At 36.1% G+C, this 17,422-nt stretch carries 18 protein-coding genes and 2 riboswitches; of the genes, 17 read left to right on the plus strand and 1 reads right to left on the minus strand.

The features are described 5' to 3' along the window. Positions 1–13: 13 nt before the first annotated feature. Together hemH and MKY26_RS01950 are read left to right on the plus strand one after the other, a co-directional pair. Positions 14–949, plus strand: a complete 936-nt coding sequence (gene hemH, locus MKY26_RS01945; protein WP_095369900.1) for a ferrochelatase — start codon at positions 14–16, stop codon at positions 947–949. A 104-nt stretch (positions 950–1,053) separates the two neighbouring features. After that, positions 1,054–1,632: a TetR/AcrR family transcriptional regulator gene (locus MKY26_RS01950; protein ID WP_095369899.1), complete on the plus strand. Its 579-nt coding sequence runs from the start codon at positions 1,054–1,056 to the stop codon at positions 1,630–1,632. A gap of 501 nt (positions 1,633–2,133) precedes the next feature. Here MKY26_RS01950 and yhfH read toward each other — a convergent pair. Further along, positions 2,134–2,268, minus strand: a complete 135-nt coding sequence (gene yhfH, locus MKY26_RS01955; RefSeq protein ID WP_095369898.1) for a protein YhfH — start codon at positions 2,266–2,268, stop codon at positions 2,134–2,136. A gap of 158 nt (positions 2,269–2,426) precedes the next feature. Here yhfH and MKY26_RS01960 point away from each other — a divergent pair, with 158 nt between their 5' ends. From MKY26_RS01960 to MKY26_RS02030, 15 genes are all read left to right on the plus strand, one after another. Next, positions 2,427–3,161 (plus strand): MBL fold metallo-hydrolase, encoded by a 735-nt coding sequence (locus MKY26_RS01960; protein ID WP_307318727.1) that lies wholly within the window; start codon positions 2,427–2,429, stop codon positions 3,159–3,161. Positions 3,162–3,173: 12 nt separating this feature from the next. Continuing rightward, positions 3,174–4,160, plus strand: a complete 987-nt coding sequence (locus tag MKY26_RS01965) for a lipoate--protein ligase (protein WP_095369897.1) — start codon at positions 3,174–3,176, stop codon at positions 4,158–4,160. A gap of 208 nt (positions 4,161–4,368) precedes the next feature. Next, the gene (locus MKY26_RS01970) at positions 4,369–5,928 is read left to right on the plus strand and encodes a fatty acid--CoA ligase family protein (RefSeq protein ID WP_341091922.1); all 1,560 of its coding nucleotides are present in this window, start codon (positions 4,369–4,371) and stop codon (positions 5,926–5,928) included. 61 nt (positions 5,929–5,989) lie between these two features. After that, positions 5,990–6,101: riboswitch (SAM riboswitch) on the plus strand. Between the two features lie 158 nt (positions 6,102–6,259). After that, a complete protein-coding gene (locus tag MKY26_RS01975; protein ID WP_095369895.1) occupies positions 6,260–7,657 on the plus strand; it encodes an LLM class flavin-dependent oxidoreductase in 1,398 nt (465 codons plus the stop codon). 17 nt (positions 7,658–7,674) lie between these two features. Continuing rightward, positions 7,675–8,490, plus strand: coding sequence for a MetQ/NlpA family ABC transporter substrate-binding protein (locus tag MKY26_RS01980; RefSeq protein WP_095369894.1), 816 nt, complete (start codon positions 7,675–7,677; stop codon positions 8,488–8,490). A gap of 83 nt (positions 8,491–8,573) precedes the next feature. Beyond that, a riboswitch (SAM riboswitch) is annotated at positions 8,574–8,676 on the plus strand. 257 nt (positions 8,677–8,933) lie between these two features. After that, a complete protein-coding gene (locus MKY26_RS01985; protein WP_095369893.1) occupies positions 8,934–9,722 on the plus strand; it encodes an alpha/beta hydrolase in 789 nt (262 codons plus the stop codon). Beyond that, on the plus strand, positions 9,715–9,864 hold the full coding sequence (locus MKY26_RS01990; RefSeq protein WP_157733748.1) for a hypothetical protein: 150 nt from the start codon (positions 9,715–9,717) through the stop codon (positions 9,862–9,864). The genes MKY26_RS01985 and MKY26_RS01990 overlap by 8 nt, the downstream gene beginning before the upstream one ends. 20 nt (positions 9,865–9,884) lie before the next feature. Further along, positions 9,885–10,052, plus strand: coding sequence for a YezD family protein (locus tag MKY26_RS01995; RefSeq protein WP_095369892.1), 168 nt, complete (start codon positions 9,885–9,887; stop codon positions 10,050–10,052). 32 nt (positions 10,053–10,084) lie between these two features. After that, complete coding sequence (locus MKY26_RS02000; RefSeq protein ID WP_095369891.1) at positions 10,085–10,405, plus strand: hypothetical protein; 321 nt, start codon at positions 10,085–10,087, stop codon at positions 10,403–10,405. 13 nt (positions 10,406–10,418) lie between these two features. Further along, positions 10,419–11,795, plus strand: coding sequence for an LLM class flavin-dependent oxidoreductase (locus tag MKY26_RS02005; RefSeq protein ID WP_307318715.1), 1,377 nt, complete (start codon positions 10,419–10,421; stop codon positions 11,793–11,795). Between the two features lie 13 nt (positions 11,796–11,808). Further along, a complete protein-coding gene (gene ssuE / locus MKY26_RS02010; protein ID WP_095369889.1) occupies positions 11,809–12,357 on the plus strand; it encodes an NADPH-dependent FMN reductase in 549 nt (182 codons plus the stop codon). A 207-nt stretch (positions 12,358–12,564) separates the two neighbouring features. Beyond that, on the plus strand, positions 12,565–13,368 hold the full coding sequence (locus MKY26_RS02015; RefSeq protein ID WP_180316986.1) for an alpha/beta fold hydrolase: 804 nt from the start codon (positions 12,565–12,567) through the stop codon (positions 13,366–13,368). Positions 13,369–13,520: 152 nt separating this feature from the next. Then, entirely contained in the window at positions 13,521–14,297 is a 777-nt protein-coding gene (locus MKY26_RS02020) for an enoyl-CoA hydratase-related protein (protein WP_307318708.1), read from the plus strand. Positions 14,298–14,974: 677 nt separating this feature from the next. Further along, on the plus strand, positions 14,975–15,601 hold the full coding sequence (locus tag MKY26_RS02025; protein WP_157733747.1) for an NEAT domain-containing protein: 627 nt from the start codon (positions 14,975–14,977) through the stop codon (positions 15,599–15,601). Positions 15,602–15,603: 2 nt separating this feature from the next. After that, positions 15,604–17,382: an NEAT domain-containing protein gene (locus MKY26_RS02030; protein ID WP_341091928.1), complete on the plus strand. Its 1,779-nt coding sequence runs from the start codon at positions 15,604–15,606 to the stop codon at positions 17,380–17,382. The last annotated feature ends 40 nt before the right edge of the window (positions 17,383–17,422 follow it).

The following is a 17,422-nucleotide window of genomic DNA, read 5'->3' on the forward strand; positions in this document are numbered from 1 at the left end:
AAGAGGTGTAAGAATGAATAAAGAAAAAATTGGTTTGTTAGTAATGGCTTATGGAACACCTTATAAAGAAGAAGATATTGAACGTTACTACACACATATTAGACATGGTAGAACTCCATCGGAAGAGATGTTAGAAGATTTAAAGAGTCGCTATAAAGCGATTGGAGGAATATCGCCATTAGCAAAAATAACTGAGAATCAAGCGCTATCACTTCAAGAACATTTAAATCAGATTCAAGATCAATATGAGTTTAAAGCTTATATCGGTTTAAAGCATATAGAACCATTCGTTGAAGATGCAGTTCAACAAATGCATAATGATGGGATTACTAAAGCTGTCAGTCTTGTTCTTGCACCACATTATTCTACTTTTAGCATCAAATCTTATAATGGACGAGCAGAAGATAAAGCTCAGACGCTTGGTGGTCCAACTATTTACTCAGTTGATAGTTGGTATAAGGAACCGAAATTTATTCAATTTTGGGCAGATGGTGTGAAGAAGCAAATCGCTAAAATGTCAAGTGAAGAAAGAGATCAATATATATTAATTGTCTCTGCACATAGCTTACCAGAAAAAATTAAAGAATATGGTGATCCATATCCTGATCAACTACAAGAAACAGCTGAGTTAATTGCTAAAGAAGCTGGCGTTCGTGAATTTGCTGTCGGTTGGCAAAGCGAAGGAAATACACCTGACCCATGGTTAGGGCCTGATGTGCAGGATTTAACAAGAGATTTACATGCAAAAAAAGGCTATAAAGCATTTATTTATGCACCAGTCGGTTTTGTCGCTGATCATTTAGAAGTCTTATATGATAATGACTATGAATGTAAGGTGGTTACAGATGAAATAGGAGCTGCCTACTATCGTCCAGAAATGCCAAATAGTCATCCAGCGTTTATTGATTCTTTAGCAACAGTTGTCTTAGACAGAATGAAAAATAAGTAATGAGTTGATTGCAACCGCTTTTTTTATTTTCATAAAGAAGCGGTTTCTTTTTTAAGGATTTTTTGACAATATGAACAGTTTGGTCATAGAGAGGGGAGAAGTAAATGGCCGTTGACCGTAAACAATTAATTATTCAAGCTGCCACAAAATCATTTTCTCTTTTTGGCTATAAAGCTACAACAATGGAGCAAGTAGCCAAAATTGCTAATGTAGGAAAAGGGACTATATACACTTTTTTTAAAAATAAAGAAGAATTATTTGATGAAATTATTACGGCACTTATTAGAGAAATGAAAATAGAGGCAGAGCAGGTTTTGTCACCAGATTTATCTTTACAAGAAAATTTACATTTAGCTCTATATCGCATTTTGGAATATAGACTAGAGCATCAATTAACAATTAAGCTGTTCCAAGAGGGAAAAGAAATGGGGACCACTGCAGTTATAGAGATGACGAACAAAATGGAAAGAGAAATCATTTCTTATATAGGAGAAAAGGTAAAAACATTAGGTATTGATAAAGGAGAAATCGAGCCGTGCGACCCTGAATTGACTGCCTTTATTATGTTAAAGTTATACATATCACTCATTTTTGATTGGGAAAGACAGCATGCCCCACTTTCGAAAAGTGAAATCGCTGAGCTTATGGAAAGGTATGTGTTTAAAGGGCTTATAAAATCATGAATGTAGGATGGAATCATCATCAAATCAGCTCGCACATCAAGTGTGGGCTGGTTTTTTTGTTTCTAATAAAGTGATTTTAGATAACAGTTATTTCACTGTGCTTATTTAAAAGGTAAATCTAAGCAGCGCTAAAATATTGTATGAATTAGCTCACTCCAGCAAAACCAATCTTCACTCAGCGGGGTAAGAGAGTCCGGACTTAAATAAGTCATTCTGTTTGAATAACAGAAATGAAGCCGAGCAAATAGAGTTTCCAAGTCAGTCAAAATCGGAAATTGGAAATGAGAGCTGAGCAAAGGTGATTTGCGTCTCACTCAGATCAAAAACCAGAAAGAAATGCCAAGCTGAGGTTTCCTGTAACAGTATTTATTCTTTTTACACCTGGATTCAAAAGTCATTCATACTAGAAGGCTTGTTGGAGTAAAACAAAAAGAAGACTTGCTAAGGGGAGCAGGCCTTCTTCTTCCAATGGTTATATATTAAGGGATGGAAACTAGCATTCTATAAATCTGAGACACCTAAACAATGGTCACACTTATTACCGTAACATTCATGTTGCTCTTCGATGGACTTCCCGCATTCAGTACATTGCTTTTGTGGGAGATTCCTAAAGAAATCTAAAATGTTTTGAACCATGGTTGAAGCCTCCTAATCGTTAATTGAATTGTTTTGATATTTACATTGTATTATAACAGTTTAATATAGTCAACAACTGTTTCAATACAAATTAGAAAAAATGAAAAAATGGGCATTATTTAGTATAGTTAGAGATGAATCAAAAGGAGGGAAATGCAATGAAGTTAACGGTTATAGGTGCATGTGGAGGTTATCCAAAAGTGGGAGAAGCAACTGCGGGGTACTTATTAGAGCATGATGATTTTACATTATTAATTGACTGTGGAAGTGCTGTTATATCCAAAATGCAAGAGATTAAACAACCAGAGGAGTTAGACGCAGTCATACTTTCCCACTACCACCCAGATCATCATGCTGATATAGGTGTACTTCAACATGCTCGTTTAATTCAAGGGTACTTAGGAAAAAAAACAAGTATTTTACCGATTTATGGGCATGATGAAAATGAATATGAATTCCAAAAATTAAATTATAAAAATATCTCAGAAGGTGTACCTATTAAAGAGAGCCTACCATTAACAGTTGGCCCCTTTACAATTACTTTTCAACGGACTAACCACCCTGTATTATGCTTTGCGATGCGCATAAAAGTAGATAATAAAGTAATTGTATATACAGGTGATACCTCATATAAAGAAGAGTTAGAAGGGTTTGCTCATGAAGCAGATATACTTCTATGTGAGTGTAATTTTTATGGACATCAAGAAGGTAAAAATGCGGGACATATGAATAGCTATGATGCTGGTCGGTTAGCACAAATAGCTAAAGTGAAGCATCTTCTATTAACCCATTTGCCCCATTATGGTAATATAGAATCGTTAAAGGATGAAGCTTTAACAGAGTACAAAGGACCGATTAGTCTAGCCGCATTTGGCATGACTTTTGAAATTTAAAGGAGTGGTACCATGAAATTTATAGATAATCAAGGAATTACAGATCCTCGCATTAATTTAGCTATTGAAGAATATGCGTTGAAGAATTTAGATATTAATGAATCATATCTATTGTTCTACATAAATAAACCATCTATCATAATTGGTAAAAACCAAAATACGATTGAAGAAATCAATACAGAATACGTTGAAAAAAATGGACTGCATGTGGTGCGCCGTTTATCTGGTGGCGGTGCTGTATACCATGATCTTGGTAATTTAAACTTTAGTTTCATCACAAAGGATGATGGCGAAAGCTTTCATAATTTCTTAAAATTCACTGAACCAGTAATTACTGCTCTAAAAAAGTTAGGTGTAAATGCAGAATTAAGCGGTAGAAATGATTTGACAGTAGATGGGAGAAAGATTTCTGGAAATGCACAGTTCTCTACAAAAGGGAGAATGTTTAGCCATGGAACATTAATGCTCGATTCAGAAATTGAAAATGTTGTCTCTGCACTTAAAGTGAGAAAAGATAAGATTGAATCAAAAGGAATCAAATCTATTCGTAGCCGGGTAGCAAACATCTCTGAATTTTTAACTGAAAAAATTTCTATCGAAGAATTTAGACAGCTAATTTTACATCATATTTTTGAAGGTAGTGAAGTAAGTGAATATCGCCTAACAGAAAAAGACTGGGAAGAAATTCACAAAATCTCAGAACAAAGATATCAAAATTGGGAGTGGAACTATGGCAAGTCACCAAAATTTGATTATGAGCATTCTAAAAGATTCCCAGTGGGTTCTATTGACATTAGACTGAATGTAACAAAAGGACAAATTACTGAATGTAAAATTTACGGTGATTTCTTTGGTGTCGGAGATGTAACCGATATTGAAGAAAAGTTAGAAGGCATCCGCTACGAAAAAAGCGAAATTGAAAAGGCGCTAGCTGGTGTAAATATAAAACATTATTTCGGTAATATCACTATAGAAGACTTTGTAAATTTAGTTTATTAGAGCTGTATCAGTCTGTTTTTACTAAGGCATGAAAGTATTTTCACCGTTTAGGATGAAGAACTTTTATGCTTTTTATTTTATTATAAAGAAAAAAATAGAGTAGATATCCGTAGACTACTTGAATCCTGAAATTTCTTTTAATATAATAAATTTAGAAAATTTATATTATAAAAATGAATGACTATTCATTCAGAAAAGAGGGAGAAACTTGAATTTAACAAGTCAGCTTCACAAGATTGCCTTAGAAAATGGGGAAAAAAATGCGTATTATTTTATGGATCAAGCATGTACATACGCAAAGCTCGATGAACAAGTAACAAGGTTTGCATCAGGACTTTCGTCATTAGGTATTAAAGAAGGTGATCATATTGCCTTGCTACTTGGTAATTCGCCGCATTTTGTTATTAGTTTATATGGTGCGTTAAAGCTAGGAGCAAAGGTCATACCGATAAACCCTATCTATACGCCTGAAGAAATTGGCTATATTTTAAGAGATGGTGATGTAAAAGCGGTGATTATGCTTGAGCAATTATTACCATTAGCAGAAAAAATGCATCATTTATTAACAGATATTAAGCATTATATTGTCTGCGAAACCGGTCAAACAAGTGGACTTCCAGCTCTGGGAGATAAGTCGGTATTTCCTAAATTGAAATCGTTTTCAGAGCTTGTTTCCAATGGAGATGTAACATTTGTTGATGCAGATGTTACACCCGATGATGTCGCGATTATACTCTATACATCAGGAACAACAGGCAAACCTAAAGGAGCCATGTTAACTCATCGTAACCTGTATAGTAATGCGAGTGATGTCGCGGACTATTTGCAGATTAATGAACGTGATACGGTGATTACAACCTTACCTATGTTTCACGTGTTTTGCTTAACTGTTGCTCTGAATGCACCTCTGATAAGTGGAGCAACAATCTTAATAGACCCTAAATTTAGTCCGAAAGAAATTTTCCGTTTAGCGGAAAAATACAAGCCAACTGTTTTTGCCGGCGTGCCTACAATGTATAATTTTCTTTATCAATATCCTGAAGGCAACCCTGGTGTCTTCCAATCTATGAGATTATGTATTTCTGGAGGTGCTTCACTTCCTGTTGCATTGTTAGAAAATTTTGAGAAGAAATTCAATGTGGTTATTTCTGAAGGCTATGGCTTATCAGAAGCTTCTCCGGTCACATGCTTTAACCCACTAGATCGTCCACGGAAACCGGGGTCGATTGGCACATCTATTATTCATGTTGAAAATAGAGTAGTTAATGAATTAGGAGAAGAGGTCGCTGTAGGTGAAGTAGGGGAGCTTGTTGTGAAAGGCCCTAACGTTATGAAAGGATATTACAAAATGCCTGAAGAAACATCTGCCTGTTTAAAGGAAAATTGGTTATATACAGGTGACTTAGCTAAGAGGGACGAAGAAGGATACTTCTACATTGTTGACCGTAAGAAAGATATGATAATTGTTGGTGGCTATAATGTGTATCCAAGGGAAGTAGAAGAGGTTTTTTATGACCATCCTGACATTGTAGAAGCGGCTGTTTTAGGTGTACCTGATCAGAATACAGGAGAAAAAGTTTTAGCCTATATTGTACCTAAAACTGAAAATTTAACAGAGGCACATATATTGACTTATTGTAAAGAAAAGTTAGCCAAATACAAAATTCCTTCCTCTATAGAATTTTTAGAAGAATTGCCGAAGAATACAACAGGAAAGATACTGCGACGTGCTCTTAAGAAAAAGGTACTAGAAAATCAGGAAGCATAAGTTAAAAAACATGTTGACAAAAGATTCTAAATATTTTAGAGTAACTATATCAATTAAATAACCACTATCTAGAGAGGTGGAGGGACTGGCCCTACGAAGCCTCGGCAACAGACTTAGCATTGCAAGTACTGTGCCAATTCCAGCAAGCTAGCATTTAGCTTGAAAGATAGGAAGAGAATGAAATATTTATGAGCGTACGTTACCTCTTCCTTTTTGGAAGAGGTTTTTTTATGGCTGATTGGACCACCAAAAGCGATAAACATTCTTAGCACAATTGATAAATACATTATTATGCTTCTTTTGTAGAAGTATTAGAGGAGGTAATGGCAGTATGAGTTATAAAAAACAAATGATATTGAATGCATTTGAAATGACAAGTGCAATGCACAATTCTCATGGGCTATGGAAGCATAAAGATTCCAAACGACATCGTGCCTATAAAGATATTAATTATTGGATGGAATTAGCCAAAACACTCGAGAAGGGAAAATTCGATGCTGTCTTTTTTGCGGATGTATTAGGTGTTTATGATACGTATAAAGAAAGTAAAGAACCTTCAATTAACGATGGATTACAGTTTCCTGTTAATGATGGGGCGTTTGTCATCCCTGCTATGGCAGCAGTGACAGAGCATCTGTCATTTGCATTAACGGTGAGTACAACATATGAGCCACCTTTTGGGCAGGCAAGACGGTTTTCCACATTAGATCATTTGACAAAAGGAAGAGTGGCATGGAATATCGTTACTTCTTATCTTCCTAATGCAGCAAGAAATTTTGGTTTCAAAGATATGATCAAACACGATAAGCGTTATGAAATTGCCGATGAATATATGGATGTCGTTTATAAACTGTGGGAATCAAGCTGGGAAGATGGAGCAGTGATAGAAGATACAGAACAAGGGGTATTAATCGACCGTAAGAAAATCCATGAAATTCACCATAAAGGAGAATATTTTGATGTCGAAGGACCGCATTTAACAGAACCGTCACAACAAAGAACACCTGTTTTATATCAAGCAGGGACTTCTCCTAAAGGACGTGCTTTTGCAGCAAAACATGCAGAATGTGTATTTGTAGGTGGGCCAACACCTGAAAGAGTAAGACATTATACAGAGGATATTCGAAAACAAGCGGAAGAATATGGCAGGAATCCGGAAGATATTAAAATATTCACTTTCCTAACAGTCATCGTAGGTAAGACAACTGAAGAAGCGGAAGAGAAATTTGCTGAATACAACCAATTATGGAGTGCAGATGCAGCGAAAGCACAGTTTGGGGGCGCAAGCGGTTATAATGTTGCGGAATTTACAAAGGATGAGTTAGATAACCCATTTGAATTTAAAGCTACAGAGCATGGGCATTATAAAGCTGCTTCATTAACGAAAGATGCGAAGAAAAAACTATCGATTAAAGAAGCGATTTCAAAACTAGAAGGATTAGATAGAGACAATATAATTGTCGGCAATCCATCAGAAGTAGCAGACCAAATTCAATATCAGTTTGAAGCCTCTGGTGTCGATGGTTTTAATTTAAATCATTTAGTAACGCCAGCAGATTTGGAAGATTTTATTGAGCTTGTTATTCCGATTCTACAAGAACGTGGTTTATATAAAAAGGAATACAAAAAGGGTACGTTAAGAGAAAAGCTTTTTACTCATGGCTCGCCCCTTTTACCGAGTGGTCATCCAGGAAGTAAATATCGTAAAGGTGAAAAGATAAATAATTAAAATAAGAGGTGAAGGGTATGAGAAAAGTTTGGTTATTATTTTTTGTACTGACTTGTTGCACTGTTTTAAGTGCATGTGGGACATCAGGTTCATCCGGCGAAGAAAAGAAAGAGATGGTCTTAGGGGCGACAGTTCCTTATAGTGATATGCTTGAGCAAGGTGTAGCACCACTACTTGAGGAAAAAGGGTACAAAGTAGAAGTAAAGGAATTTAATGATTATGTTCAACCGAATATTGCTTTAGATAGTGGAGATTTGGATGGTAATTTATTTCAACATAAAGTGTACTTAGAGAATTTTAACACTGAAAAAGGGATGGATCTAGTAGATATTATTTCTGTTCCTACAGCTCCAATTGGTATTTATTCAGAAAAATTCAACTCCCTTGAAGAAGTGAAAGATGGCAGCACGATGGCCATTGCTAATGATCCTACAAACTTAGCGAGAGGATTAACAGTTGCGCGTGATGCTGGTTTAATAGAATTGAAAGATGATATAAACCCAGTCAATGCAACAGTAAATGATGTATTATCTAACCCGAAAAATTTGAAATTCCATGAAGTAGATGCAGCCCAACTGCCAAGGTCTCTTGAATCAGTTGATCTTGCTGCTGTTAATGGTAACTTTGCGGTTGCTGCAGGATTAGATTTAACAACAGCAATTTATCGGGATCAAATTCCTGAGGAAATCCAAAATAGGATTGTTGTTCGTAAAGAAGATAAGGACGCCCAAATGGCAAAGGATATCATTGAAGCCATAGAGTCGGAGGAATTTGCAAAAGTAATTGAAGAAAACTTTAAAGGTTTTCATAAGCCAGAATGGATGGGCGAATGAGTAAATCATCTTAATTTTTAAAAAATAATTGACAAATATTGATAAATATTATAGAGTAAATGATATAAAATTTAATATGATTTTTCTTATCCAGAGAGGTGGAGGGACTGGCCCTTTGAAGCCTCGGCAACAGGCAATTTATTGCACTGTGCCAATTCCAGCAAGCTGTTGCTTGAAAGATAAGGAGAGATAAAGAACGGAACTTTAACCTCTTCTTGTCAGAAGAGGTTTTTTATTTTGCATGATTTAATCACCAAGGGATGATCTCCTCTATACAAATGCTGTTTTTAAACTGATTAAACCTATTTGTTAAGTTGGAATTAAAGTAGCTGATTGGACCTCCAAAGGCAGTAGTGCAGCTAGATTTACATCAACGGGAAAAATCGGCAATGGTAGTCAACCATTGTCCACCAAAATGTTGCAATATAAAGGAGGACGAAAAAATGAAAAGAGTAGAATCAACAGTTATACCAGGTGCAGATTCTTTTTATTATGAAGGTGGGGACATTGGTATTCTCCTCATTCATGGCTTTGTTGGAACACCGCAGAGCATTGAGGACTTGGGTGCGGAACTTGCAAATAGGGGTTTTACTGTTCATGCCCCAAGGCTCACGGGACATGGAACAAAAAGCAGAGATTTAGAGTTATATGGTTATGATGATTGGTTCAATGATGTTGTTACAGCTTATAAGCAATTAAAGGAGAAGTGCAAACAAGTCTATTGTTTAGGTCAATCTATGGGCGGTGCATTAGCGCTGTTGTTAGCTAAGAAATATGGAGAGCTAGATGGACTGATCCTAATTAATACTGCACTGACATTACCAGATTACGAGTATTTAAGATATTACGATGAGAAACACTATATTGACGAAGGTAGCCCAGATATCAAAAATCCGACTATACATGAAATTACTTACGATAATATTCCGGTAAAAGCAGTTCACTCTTTACAAAAGGTAATGAGTGACGCAGGAAAAAGTTTATCTCAAATTCATTGCCCAATATTATGCTTTAAGTCTATCCATGATCATGTTGTACCTCCAGAGAATACAGATCGTATTTTTATCGAAATTCAAACAGATCATAAATGGCTTCGAGTCCTTTACAACTCATACCATGTAGCATCCATGGATTATGATCAGACCAAAATTATTCAGGATACAACAGAATTTCTAGATACGATGAATGAAGAAAAAAAGAACACCGAGTGGGGGGGGAAAGAGGTTGGCTAAGTTTTTACAAAAAGCGATAGCAAAGAGAAAACAAACCTTAATCAACCTTATGCTTACTATAGATGAAATAAAGTTCAAGCGACATGAATTAGAACAGTTAACACTTACAGAAATAGAGGAGCTTGTAAAAAGACTAAAATAAGTCCCATAAAGGAGAATTTTATGGAAAAACACATTGATCAAGATAAAATTCATACCATTCTCACAACATTAAAGGAACTCGAATATGGTTGTGTCACCATTACTGTACACGAAGGGGATATTACCCAAATTGACATTACCGAGAAGAAACGATTTGCTCTGAAAAAGAAACAACAAAATAAAAAATGATGGAATGGAGCAAATGAAAAGGAGTGAGTTACATGCAGTCAACAATTAGTAATCAAGCACCCAATGTAGCTAAAAACCTATCAGGCTGCATGTACTTGAATCTACCTGACTTTCACTTTATTAGATGGTGTTGTCAATCTTTTAATATTAATAAAGGAATCTTCCATACGGTTGAACAATCGCTTTATGACAAAGGGTTGCATTCAATAATTGTTAGGAGACTGTTCGTCATCGCGTTTTTGGATTTTGCCTCGAATCAAATTGAAAATCGAAACAATAAAACGAGAATCAAATTTGGAAAAGGTGGTTTAAGTAAAGCACTTGATGAGTTTTTTATAAAATATGATCACTAAAGGAGAATTAAAAATGACCGCGAAAAGAATGTACCTCAATGCTTTTGATATGAACTGCGCTGGGCATCAATCACCAGGACTATGGACACATAAGGATGATCAATCTTCCACTTATAAAGACATATCATATTGGACACATTTGGCTCAAGTACTTGAAAAGGGACGTTTTGATGCCATTTTCCTGGCAGATGTGCTTGGTACATATGATGTTTATCAAAATTCTAGAGAAGCAGCGGTTAAACAAGGGGTACAAGTGCCAGTTAATGATCCTGCTTTCGTTGTTCCTATAATGGCGCAAGTAACAAAACATTTAGGGTTTGGTCTAACGGTTTCAACTAGTTTTGAACATCCATATGTATTTGCAAGGAGGATGTCCACTCTCGATCATTTAACAAAAGGAAGAATAGGTTGGAATATTGTCACATCTTATTTAAATAGTGCCGCACTAAATATAGGACTAGATCAACAAATCAGCCATGATGAACGTTATGAGATAGCTGATGAATATTTAGATGTCACATATAAACTGTGGGAACAAAGCTGGGAAGACGACGCAGTGGTTTTAGACAAGGAAAAAGGGCTCTATACAGATCCAAGTAAAGTTCACGATATTAACCATGAAGGGAAATATTTTAAGGTGCCAGGTGCACATCTATGTGAACCTTCTCCGCAAAGGACACCGGTTATTTTTCAAGCGGGTGCATCTACAAGAGGGAGAAAGTTTGCTGCTAAACATGCAGAGTTGGTCTTTATAAGTGTGCCCACAAAAGAAGCCGGTAAAGTAATAGTCGATAAAATTAGGGAAGCAGTAAGAGCGGAGGGGAGAGACCCCAGTGAAGTAAAGATTCTCTCTCTCGTCACGCCTATTATCGGTGAAACAGAGGAAGATGCTAGAGTTAAGTATGAGGACTATCAAAACCATGCTAGTTATGAAGGATCATTAGCGTTATTTGGGGGGTGGAGTGGTATCGACTTCTCAGAGTATAAAGCAAATCAACCAATCGAGTACGTTAAAAATGACGCCATTCAGTCAATCGTTGAAACATTTACGAATATAGATTCTACAAAGAGTTGGACGGTCGATGACATTGCCAAATTTGTTGGTGTTGGCGGGATGGGTCAAGTGGCTGTTGGTACAGCACACTCTGTTGCTGATCAATTAGAAGGATGGAAAGAAGAGACAGGAGTTGACGGGTTTAACGTTGCATATGCCGTCACTCCAGGTACATTCGAAGAGTTCGTTGAGCATGTCATTCCAATCCTACAAGATAGGGGGCTCGTAAGAAGAGAGTATGAAGAAGGTACTTTAAGAAAGAATTTATTTGGGTATGACCATTTGCCAGAGCATCATTATGGTAAAAAATTTAGTAAGTTGACAGTTACAAAATAGGAGGCGTCTGAAGATGACAAATGTTGTAATCATATCGGGAAGCACATCAAACAATTCCCGTTTAAACGGATTAGAGCAAGAAGCGATTGCTTTTTTAAACAAAAAGGGCGTGCCATATGAGCAAATTACAGTAAGGGAGCTACCTGCTGAAGATTTAATTCATGCAAAATTTGATAGCCCAGCAATTATCGCAGCGAATGAAAAAGTAGAAAAATCAGATGCTGTAATTATATTAACACCAGTATTTAAAGCCTCTTATACAGGTGTACTAAAAGCTTATTTGGATTTATTACCTCAAAAAGGCTTCGTTGATAAATCTGTATTACCGCTTGTGATAGGGGGCTCATTCGGACATTTACTTATGATTGATTATGCATTGAAACCAGTTATATCCAGTTTAGGAGCAGAAACAGTCCTTCAGGGTGTATATGTTTTAGATAAAGAGATTGAAAGAACAGAAGAACATCGTTTTATTGTCGAAAATCATGTAAAGGAAAGATTAGATAAAGAATTAAATCGTCTGCATTCTTTATTGTCTATAAAGGAGTTACAACTAAAATAACTGAAAATATATTTTTTGCCGAACAACTCCTGTTTGTTCGGCTCCTTTAATTGTTTGAAAAAACTTTGAGATACAATATTTTTATAAAATTTAGAGTTGTATAATAAATAAGAGAAGATAAATTTTAGCTATTGTTTTGCCACTACTTTTATAGATTGAGGCATAGAATATATTATTATTGAATTTTTTAAAATGGAGGTTGATGATGTGACAATAATGAAATTAAGTGACGGTACAAGTATTTATTTTGAAGATGTAGGTAATGGTGAACCAGTCATTTTTATTCATGGTGTATGGATGAGTGGTCGATTCTTTGAAAAGCAGATAGAATACTTTAAGACTGATTATCGTGTGTTAATACCAGATTTACGAGGACATGGTCAATCAGAAAAAATCCATCATGGCCATACCATTGCACAGTATGCCGAAGATATTAGACAATTTATCACAAATTTAAAACTAGAGAATGTGACCCTTGTTGGCTGGTCGATGGGGGCATTTGTCATATGGGAGTACTTAAAGTTATTTGGTGATAAACATATTAAATCGACAGTAATCGTAGATGAACTTGCCTCCGATTTTAAATGGCCTGATTTCTCAATAGGCGCCTTTGATATGGAGACTTTAACTAGTTTTATGAGAGAAGTGCAAAGAGACCAAAAAGCCTTTTTAAAAGGTTTCATTCCACTAATGTTTAAAAAAGAATTAAGTCTAAGCGAGCTAGATTGGATGCTTGAAGAAACGACAAGATTACCTGCTTCCGTTGCAAGTGCCATTCTGTTTGATCAATCAGTCGTTGATTATCGTAGCTCTCTACCCGATTACGACATTCCCACACTTCTATGCTTTGGTAAGGAAGAAAAGTTGATACCAGTAGCGGCAGGCAAGCATCTTTTAAATGCTTTACCGAATGCAAAGCTGCATATATTTGAGGAAAGTTGTCATTGCCCTTTTCTAGAGGAAACTGATGTTTTTAACAAAATCGTAGATAACTATATTAAAGGTTTATAAAGAAGGTAACTAGCTTTTCTTCATAGGGAAGGCTAGTTTTTCCTATGTAATTTTTTAAGGTGAATGGCTTTGTTTTATATTTGAAAGGGTTTTCATGATTTAGTGGCGAATATTGTTATGAATATTTTTTAAAAAAGAAAAGGAGCTAGAGTATGGAACAAATTCAATTAGATATCAACGATTATATTGCTACAATAAAATTAAATCGTCCTGATGCGTTAAACGCATTTAATTATGAAACGTTAATTGAGTTACAACAGCAAGTAGAAAATGTTCGAGCAAACCCAGAGGTGAGAGTAGTTATTTTAACTGGGACTGGCAATCGTGCATTTAGTGTTGGTGCAGACCTAAAAGAAAGAAGAAATCTTACCGATGAGGAAGTAAGGCGAAACCTATATAAAATGGGGGACGTTTTTAATATGATTGCAGAGTTGCCTCAGCCGACGATTGCAGCTATTAATGGTTTTGCGTTTGGTGGCGGTTTAGAGCTTGCTCTATGTTGTGATTTTAGATTTGCGGCGGATGTAGCTAAGGTAGGCTTAACTGAAACAGGTCTAGCTATTATTCCTGGAGCAGGAGGGACGCAGAGGCTTCCTCGCTTAATTGGTGAAACAAAAGCGATGGAATTAATACTAACAGCGAAGAGGTTATCAGCCATAGAAGCACAGCAATACGGTATCGTAAATGAGGTATGTAATGAAGATATATTGTTAGATACAGTCATACAATTTGCGAGTAAAATGCTTAATAATGGCCCAATCGCACTTAAACAAGCAAAGTTTGCTGTTAAACAAGGAATGAATACTGACTTACATACAGGATTACATATTGAAAGAAAAGCTTATGAAGTGTTACTACCAACAAAAGACAGAGTGGAAGCATTACAAGCCTTCGCAGAGAAAAGAAAGCCGAATTTCCAAGGAAACTAACTGTTTAAAAAACCCTTTAACCACTATTTGTTCATTAGTTGTTAAAGGTTTTTTTGTGGAGATAATAACAGCTGTAAAAAAACTAAATATATTTACTTCAGTACCAGAAGGAGAACCTAGCATACACCATATAAAACAATACCTTCATTTTGTTGTAAAGCGCGCAAAAGGAATTTTGTCGCATCACTCACGGAAATGAGAGCTGGGCAAAATCATGCGTAACGCTTTAGACCCGGAATAGGAAAATAAATCTAAGAAAATAGGAAGAAGTATATGGGAAAGTCACAAATAAGATACTTGCTATCTATAAAAGGTGAGTATGTTTTATCTTAGTAATCAAGTAGATAGTAATGTGCTTCTTGACAAAGTAGGGTAGTATTCATTCGACCAAAATATAGACCAATATTTGGTGTTGAACGAAAGAAGTGAAAAAAATGTTAAATATTTGCGAAAAAACAATTGACTATGATAATCATTATCAACTACAATTACGTTGTAACGGTCATCATCCTAATTACCTAGTCCATAAAGGGGAAGGAGGCATATTATTTTTTTTGTATAACGTTGAGAATGATAATCATTAAAATCCTATGGCTTATTGTATAAGGGTGAAGATAAGTTTTTTTATTTCAATATAATTGAGAATGATAATCAATTATATAGAGGAGGGTATATTTTTGTTAGTCAAAAAGTTTTCGGCTCTACTTTTATCAGTAATTGTATTCTTAGTCATTACTCCAGCCCTACATACGTCAGCTGCACTAACTGATGGTACATATTCTGTGTCGTACTCAGTTATTAAACCAGATAGTGGCTCAGCATCCATGGCAGATGGGTATTTTGCTAAGCCAGCAAAAGTAAAAGTAGAAGGTGGCAAAATAACGGTCCAATTAACAACAACGAGCAGCATGATTAAAGATTTCCAAGTTGAATCAAAAAATGTATCTGTGCTATCAACTAGCGGTGAAAATGAAACAGTTCAGTTTACAGTAAATAGTATTTCTCAACCTGTAAATGCAAAAATTCATGTCGTTGCAGATGCCTCTTATGATCACTGGTATTCTATTAGACTGTCTTTTGATGAAGCGAATGCAAAGTTAATTGAGGCGGCAACGAATAATCAAGAAACAGCACCTGCTTCATCTGGTGGTGAAGAAGATAATAATACCAGCGGACAGAATCAAGAACAAGAAGTTGTAGCTAATCCAGAGACTGGAGACAATGTTCAACTTTATGTTCTACTAGCTATCGGTGCAGCTTTATTTATTTTATTCACTTATCAAAAACAAATGAAAAGGGGTTAAATATGAAACGCTTATTAAGAGTAACAGTTGCACTATTTGTCCTTGCCTTAGCTGTTTTACAAAATGCCTCACCAATAAAAGTAAATGCTGCGCAAGATTTAGCAAATGGGAAGTATACCATTAATTATCAAATTTTATATAATGGTCAGCCTAATGCAAGCTGGAATAGCTTTTTTGAAAATCCTGCATCATTAATAGCAAAAGATGGAGCATTAAGCATCACGATAAAAATTAATGGTGCCAACCAAGTAATGCAAAAGATACAAACAGAGTCCAATGGTACCTATCAAGATGCCCAAGTTGTAAGTGAAGACCAGGCTTCAAGAGTATATCAATTTCCTATTGATGGACTGAATCAATCAACAAATGTGAAATTATTCATGTCTTACGGAACCCATACCATTCAACTTTCTTTTGATGAAAATTCAATTACTACTGTTGAATTAGATCAACCTGAAGAACCAAATCCAGAAGAGCCAAGCACGGAAGAGCCGGGAACTGAGGAGCCAGGAACGGAAGAGCCAGGCACAGAAGAGCCGGGAGCTGAGGAGCCAGGCACAGAAGGACCGGGAACTGAAGAGCCAGGCACAGAAGAGCCGGGAACTGAGGAGCCAGGCACAGAAGGACCGGGAACTGAAGAGCCAGGCACAGAAGAGCCGGGAGCTGAGGAGCCAGGCACAGAAGAACCAGGAAATGAAGAGTTAGCAGATGGTCAATATACAATCAAATATCAAGTGTTATATGATGGGCAACCAGCACCTGCAAATTGGGCAGGATTTTTCCAAAGCCCAGCGACGTTAACGATTGCAAAGGGTGTTCCTTATATTTCTTTCAACTTAGGGGCAAGTCATGTAATTACTAATCTTCAATCAGAATTAAATGATGTTTTTGAAGATGTAGAAGTAGTAAGTGAGAACGCTGCAGAACAAACAAAACTAGTTAAATTCCAAATAGCAGATGTGAACCAATTGACTAATTTACGTATGGTTATGTCTTATGGTAGTACTCATGATGTAGCACTTGAGTATGATGTAGACAGCATCCAACCAATTGGAAATGATCCAGGAACTGAAGAACCTGGAGGAGAGAATCCGGGAACTGAAGAACCAGGCACAGAAGAACCAGGTGATAATGAGCCAGCACCAAATGATGATGTGTTAGCAGATGGTGAGTATCCATTACCATTATCTATTCTTGGTGTAGATTCTGATACGGAATCTGCATTTGCGAAATATTTTGCGGATGAAGCTTTATTAACTGTAAATGACGGTGAGTATTCCCTGCAATTTACACAAGTGACGGGGCTTGATACGTTAGGAACAATTGAATTTGATATTGCTGGTGAAAAGGTAGCTTTAGAAGAAATAAGTAGAGACGAAGAAGCTGAAGAACGTGTATTATCAGTTGATATTGAAGCAATCCAAGAAACATATGTAGCTGCTATTGAAGCCATTGGTGCACCACATCTTTATCCTGTTCGATTTGTGTTAGATGTATCGAGCTTGGATGTTGAAATTGACGATGATGGTAATGGTCAAACACCCCCTCCAATCACTCCTGGGGAAGATAAGGGTAGCGGAAGTGGAAATAACAATGATAGTCATTTGCCATTTGACCGTAATGATAATCAAGAACAACCAAAAGATAATCAAAAAAATGTAACCAATGTAAAAACAGGTGATTCATTAAATTATCTTCAAGTAGGCATTTATGCAGCATTACTTCTTTTGTCTGGATTCTATTTATTTAGAAAATACAGATTAAAAGGAATGGGTATGTAAGGAATTTAGTAATAAACTGCTGTTCGCATTTTGAACAGCA

Origin of the sequence: Cytobacillus sp. FSL R7-0680, from assembly GCF_038009245.1 — a bacterium.
Classification (GTDB): Bacteria; Bacillota; Bacilli; order Bacillales; family Cytobacillaceae; genus Cytobacillus; species Cytobacillus kochii.

What these genes read in the sequence shown, in the direction of transcription:
- hemH (WP_095369900.1), top strand. Translation starts at nt 14, where the DNA reads ATGAATAAAGAAAAAATTGGTTTGTTAGTAATGGCTTATGGAACACCT.
- MKY26_RS01950 (WP_095369899.1), top strand. Translation starts at nt 1,054, where the DNA reads ATGGCCGTTGACCGTAAACAATTAATTATTCAAGCTGCCACAAAATCA.
- yhfH (WP_095369898.1), bottom strand. Translation starts at nt 2,268, where the DNA reads ATGGTTCAAAACATTTTAGATTTCTTTAGGAATCTCCCACAAAAGCAA.
- MKY26_RS01960 (WP_307318727.1), top strand. Translation starts at nt 2,427, where the DNA reads ATGAAGTTAACGGTTATAGGTGCATGTGGAGGTTATCCAAAAGTGGGA.
- MKY26_RS01965 (WP_095369897.1), top strand. Translation starts at nt 3,174, where the DNA reads ATGAAATTTATAGATAATCAAGGAATTACAGATCCTCGCATTAATTTA.
- MKY26_RS01975 (WP_095369895.1), top strand. Translation starts at nt 6,260, where the DNA reads ATGAGTTATAAAAAACAAATGATATTGAATGCATTTGAAATGACAAGT.
- MKY26_RS01980 (WP_095369894.1), top strand. Translation starts at nt 7,675, where the DNA reads ATGAGAAAAGTTTGGTTATTATTTTTTGTACTGACTTGTTGCACTGTT.
- MKY26_RS01985 (WP_095369893.1), top strand. Translation starts at nt 8,934, where the DNA reads ATGAAAAGAGTAGAATCAACAGTTATACCAGGTGCAGATTCTTTTTAT.
- MKY26_RS01995 (WP_095369892.1), top strand. Translation starts at nt 9,885, where the DNA reads ATGGAAAAACACATTGATCAAGATAAAATTCATACCATTCTCACAACA.
- MKY26_RS02000 (WP_095369891.1), top strand. Translation starts at nt 10,085, where the DNA reads ATGCAGTCAACAATTAGTAATCAAGCACCCAATGTAGCTAAAAACCTA.
- MKY26_RS02005 (WP_307318715.1), top strand. Translation starts at nt 10,419, where the DNA reads ATGACCGCGAAAAGAATGTACCTCAATGCTTTTGATATGAACTGCGCT.
- ssuE (WP_095369889.1), top strand. Translation starts at nt 11,809, where the DNA reads ATGACAAATGTTGTAATCATATCGGGAAGCACATCAAACAATTCCCGT.
- MKY26_RS02020 (WP_307318708.1), top strand. Translation starts at nt 13,521, where the DNA reads ATGGAACAAATTCAATTAGATATCAACGATTATATTGCTACAATAAAA.
- MKY26_RS02030 (WP_341091928.1), top strand. Translation starts at nt 15,604, where the DNA reads ATGAAACGCTTATTAAGAGTAACAGTTGCACTATTTGTCCTTGCCTTA.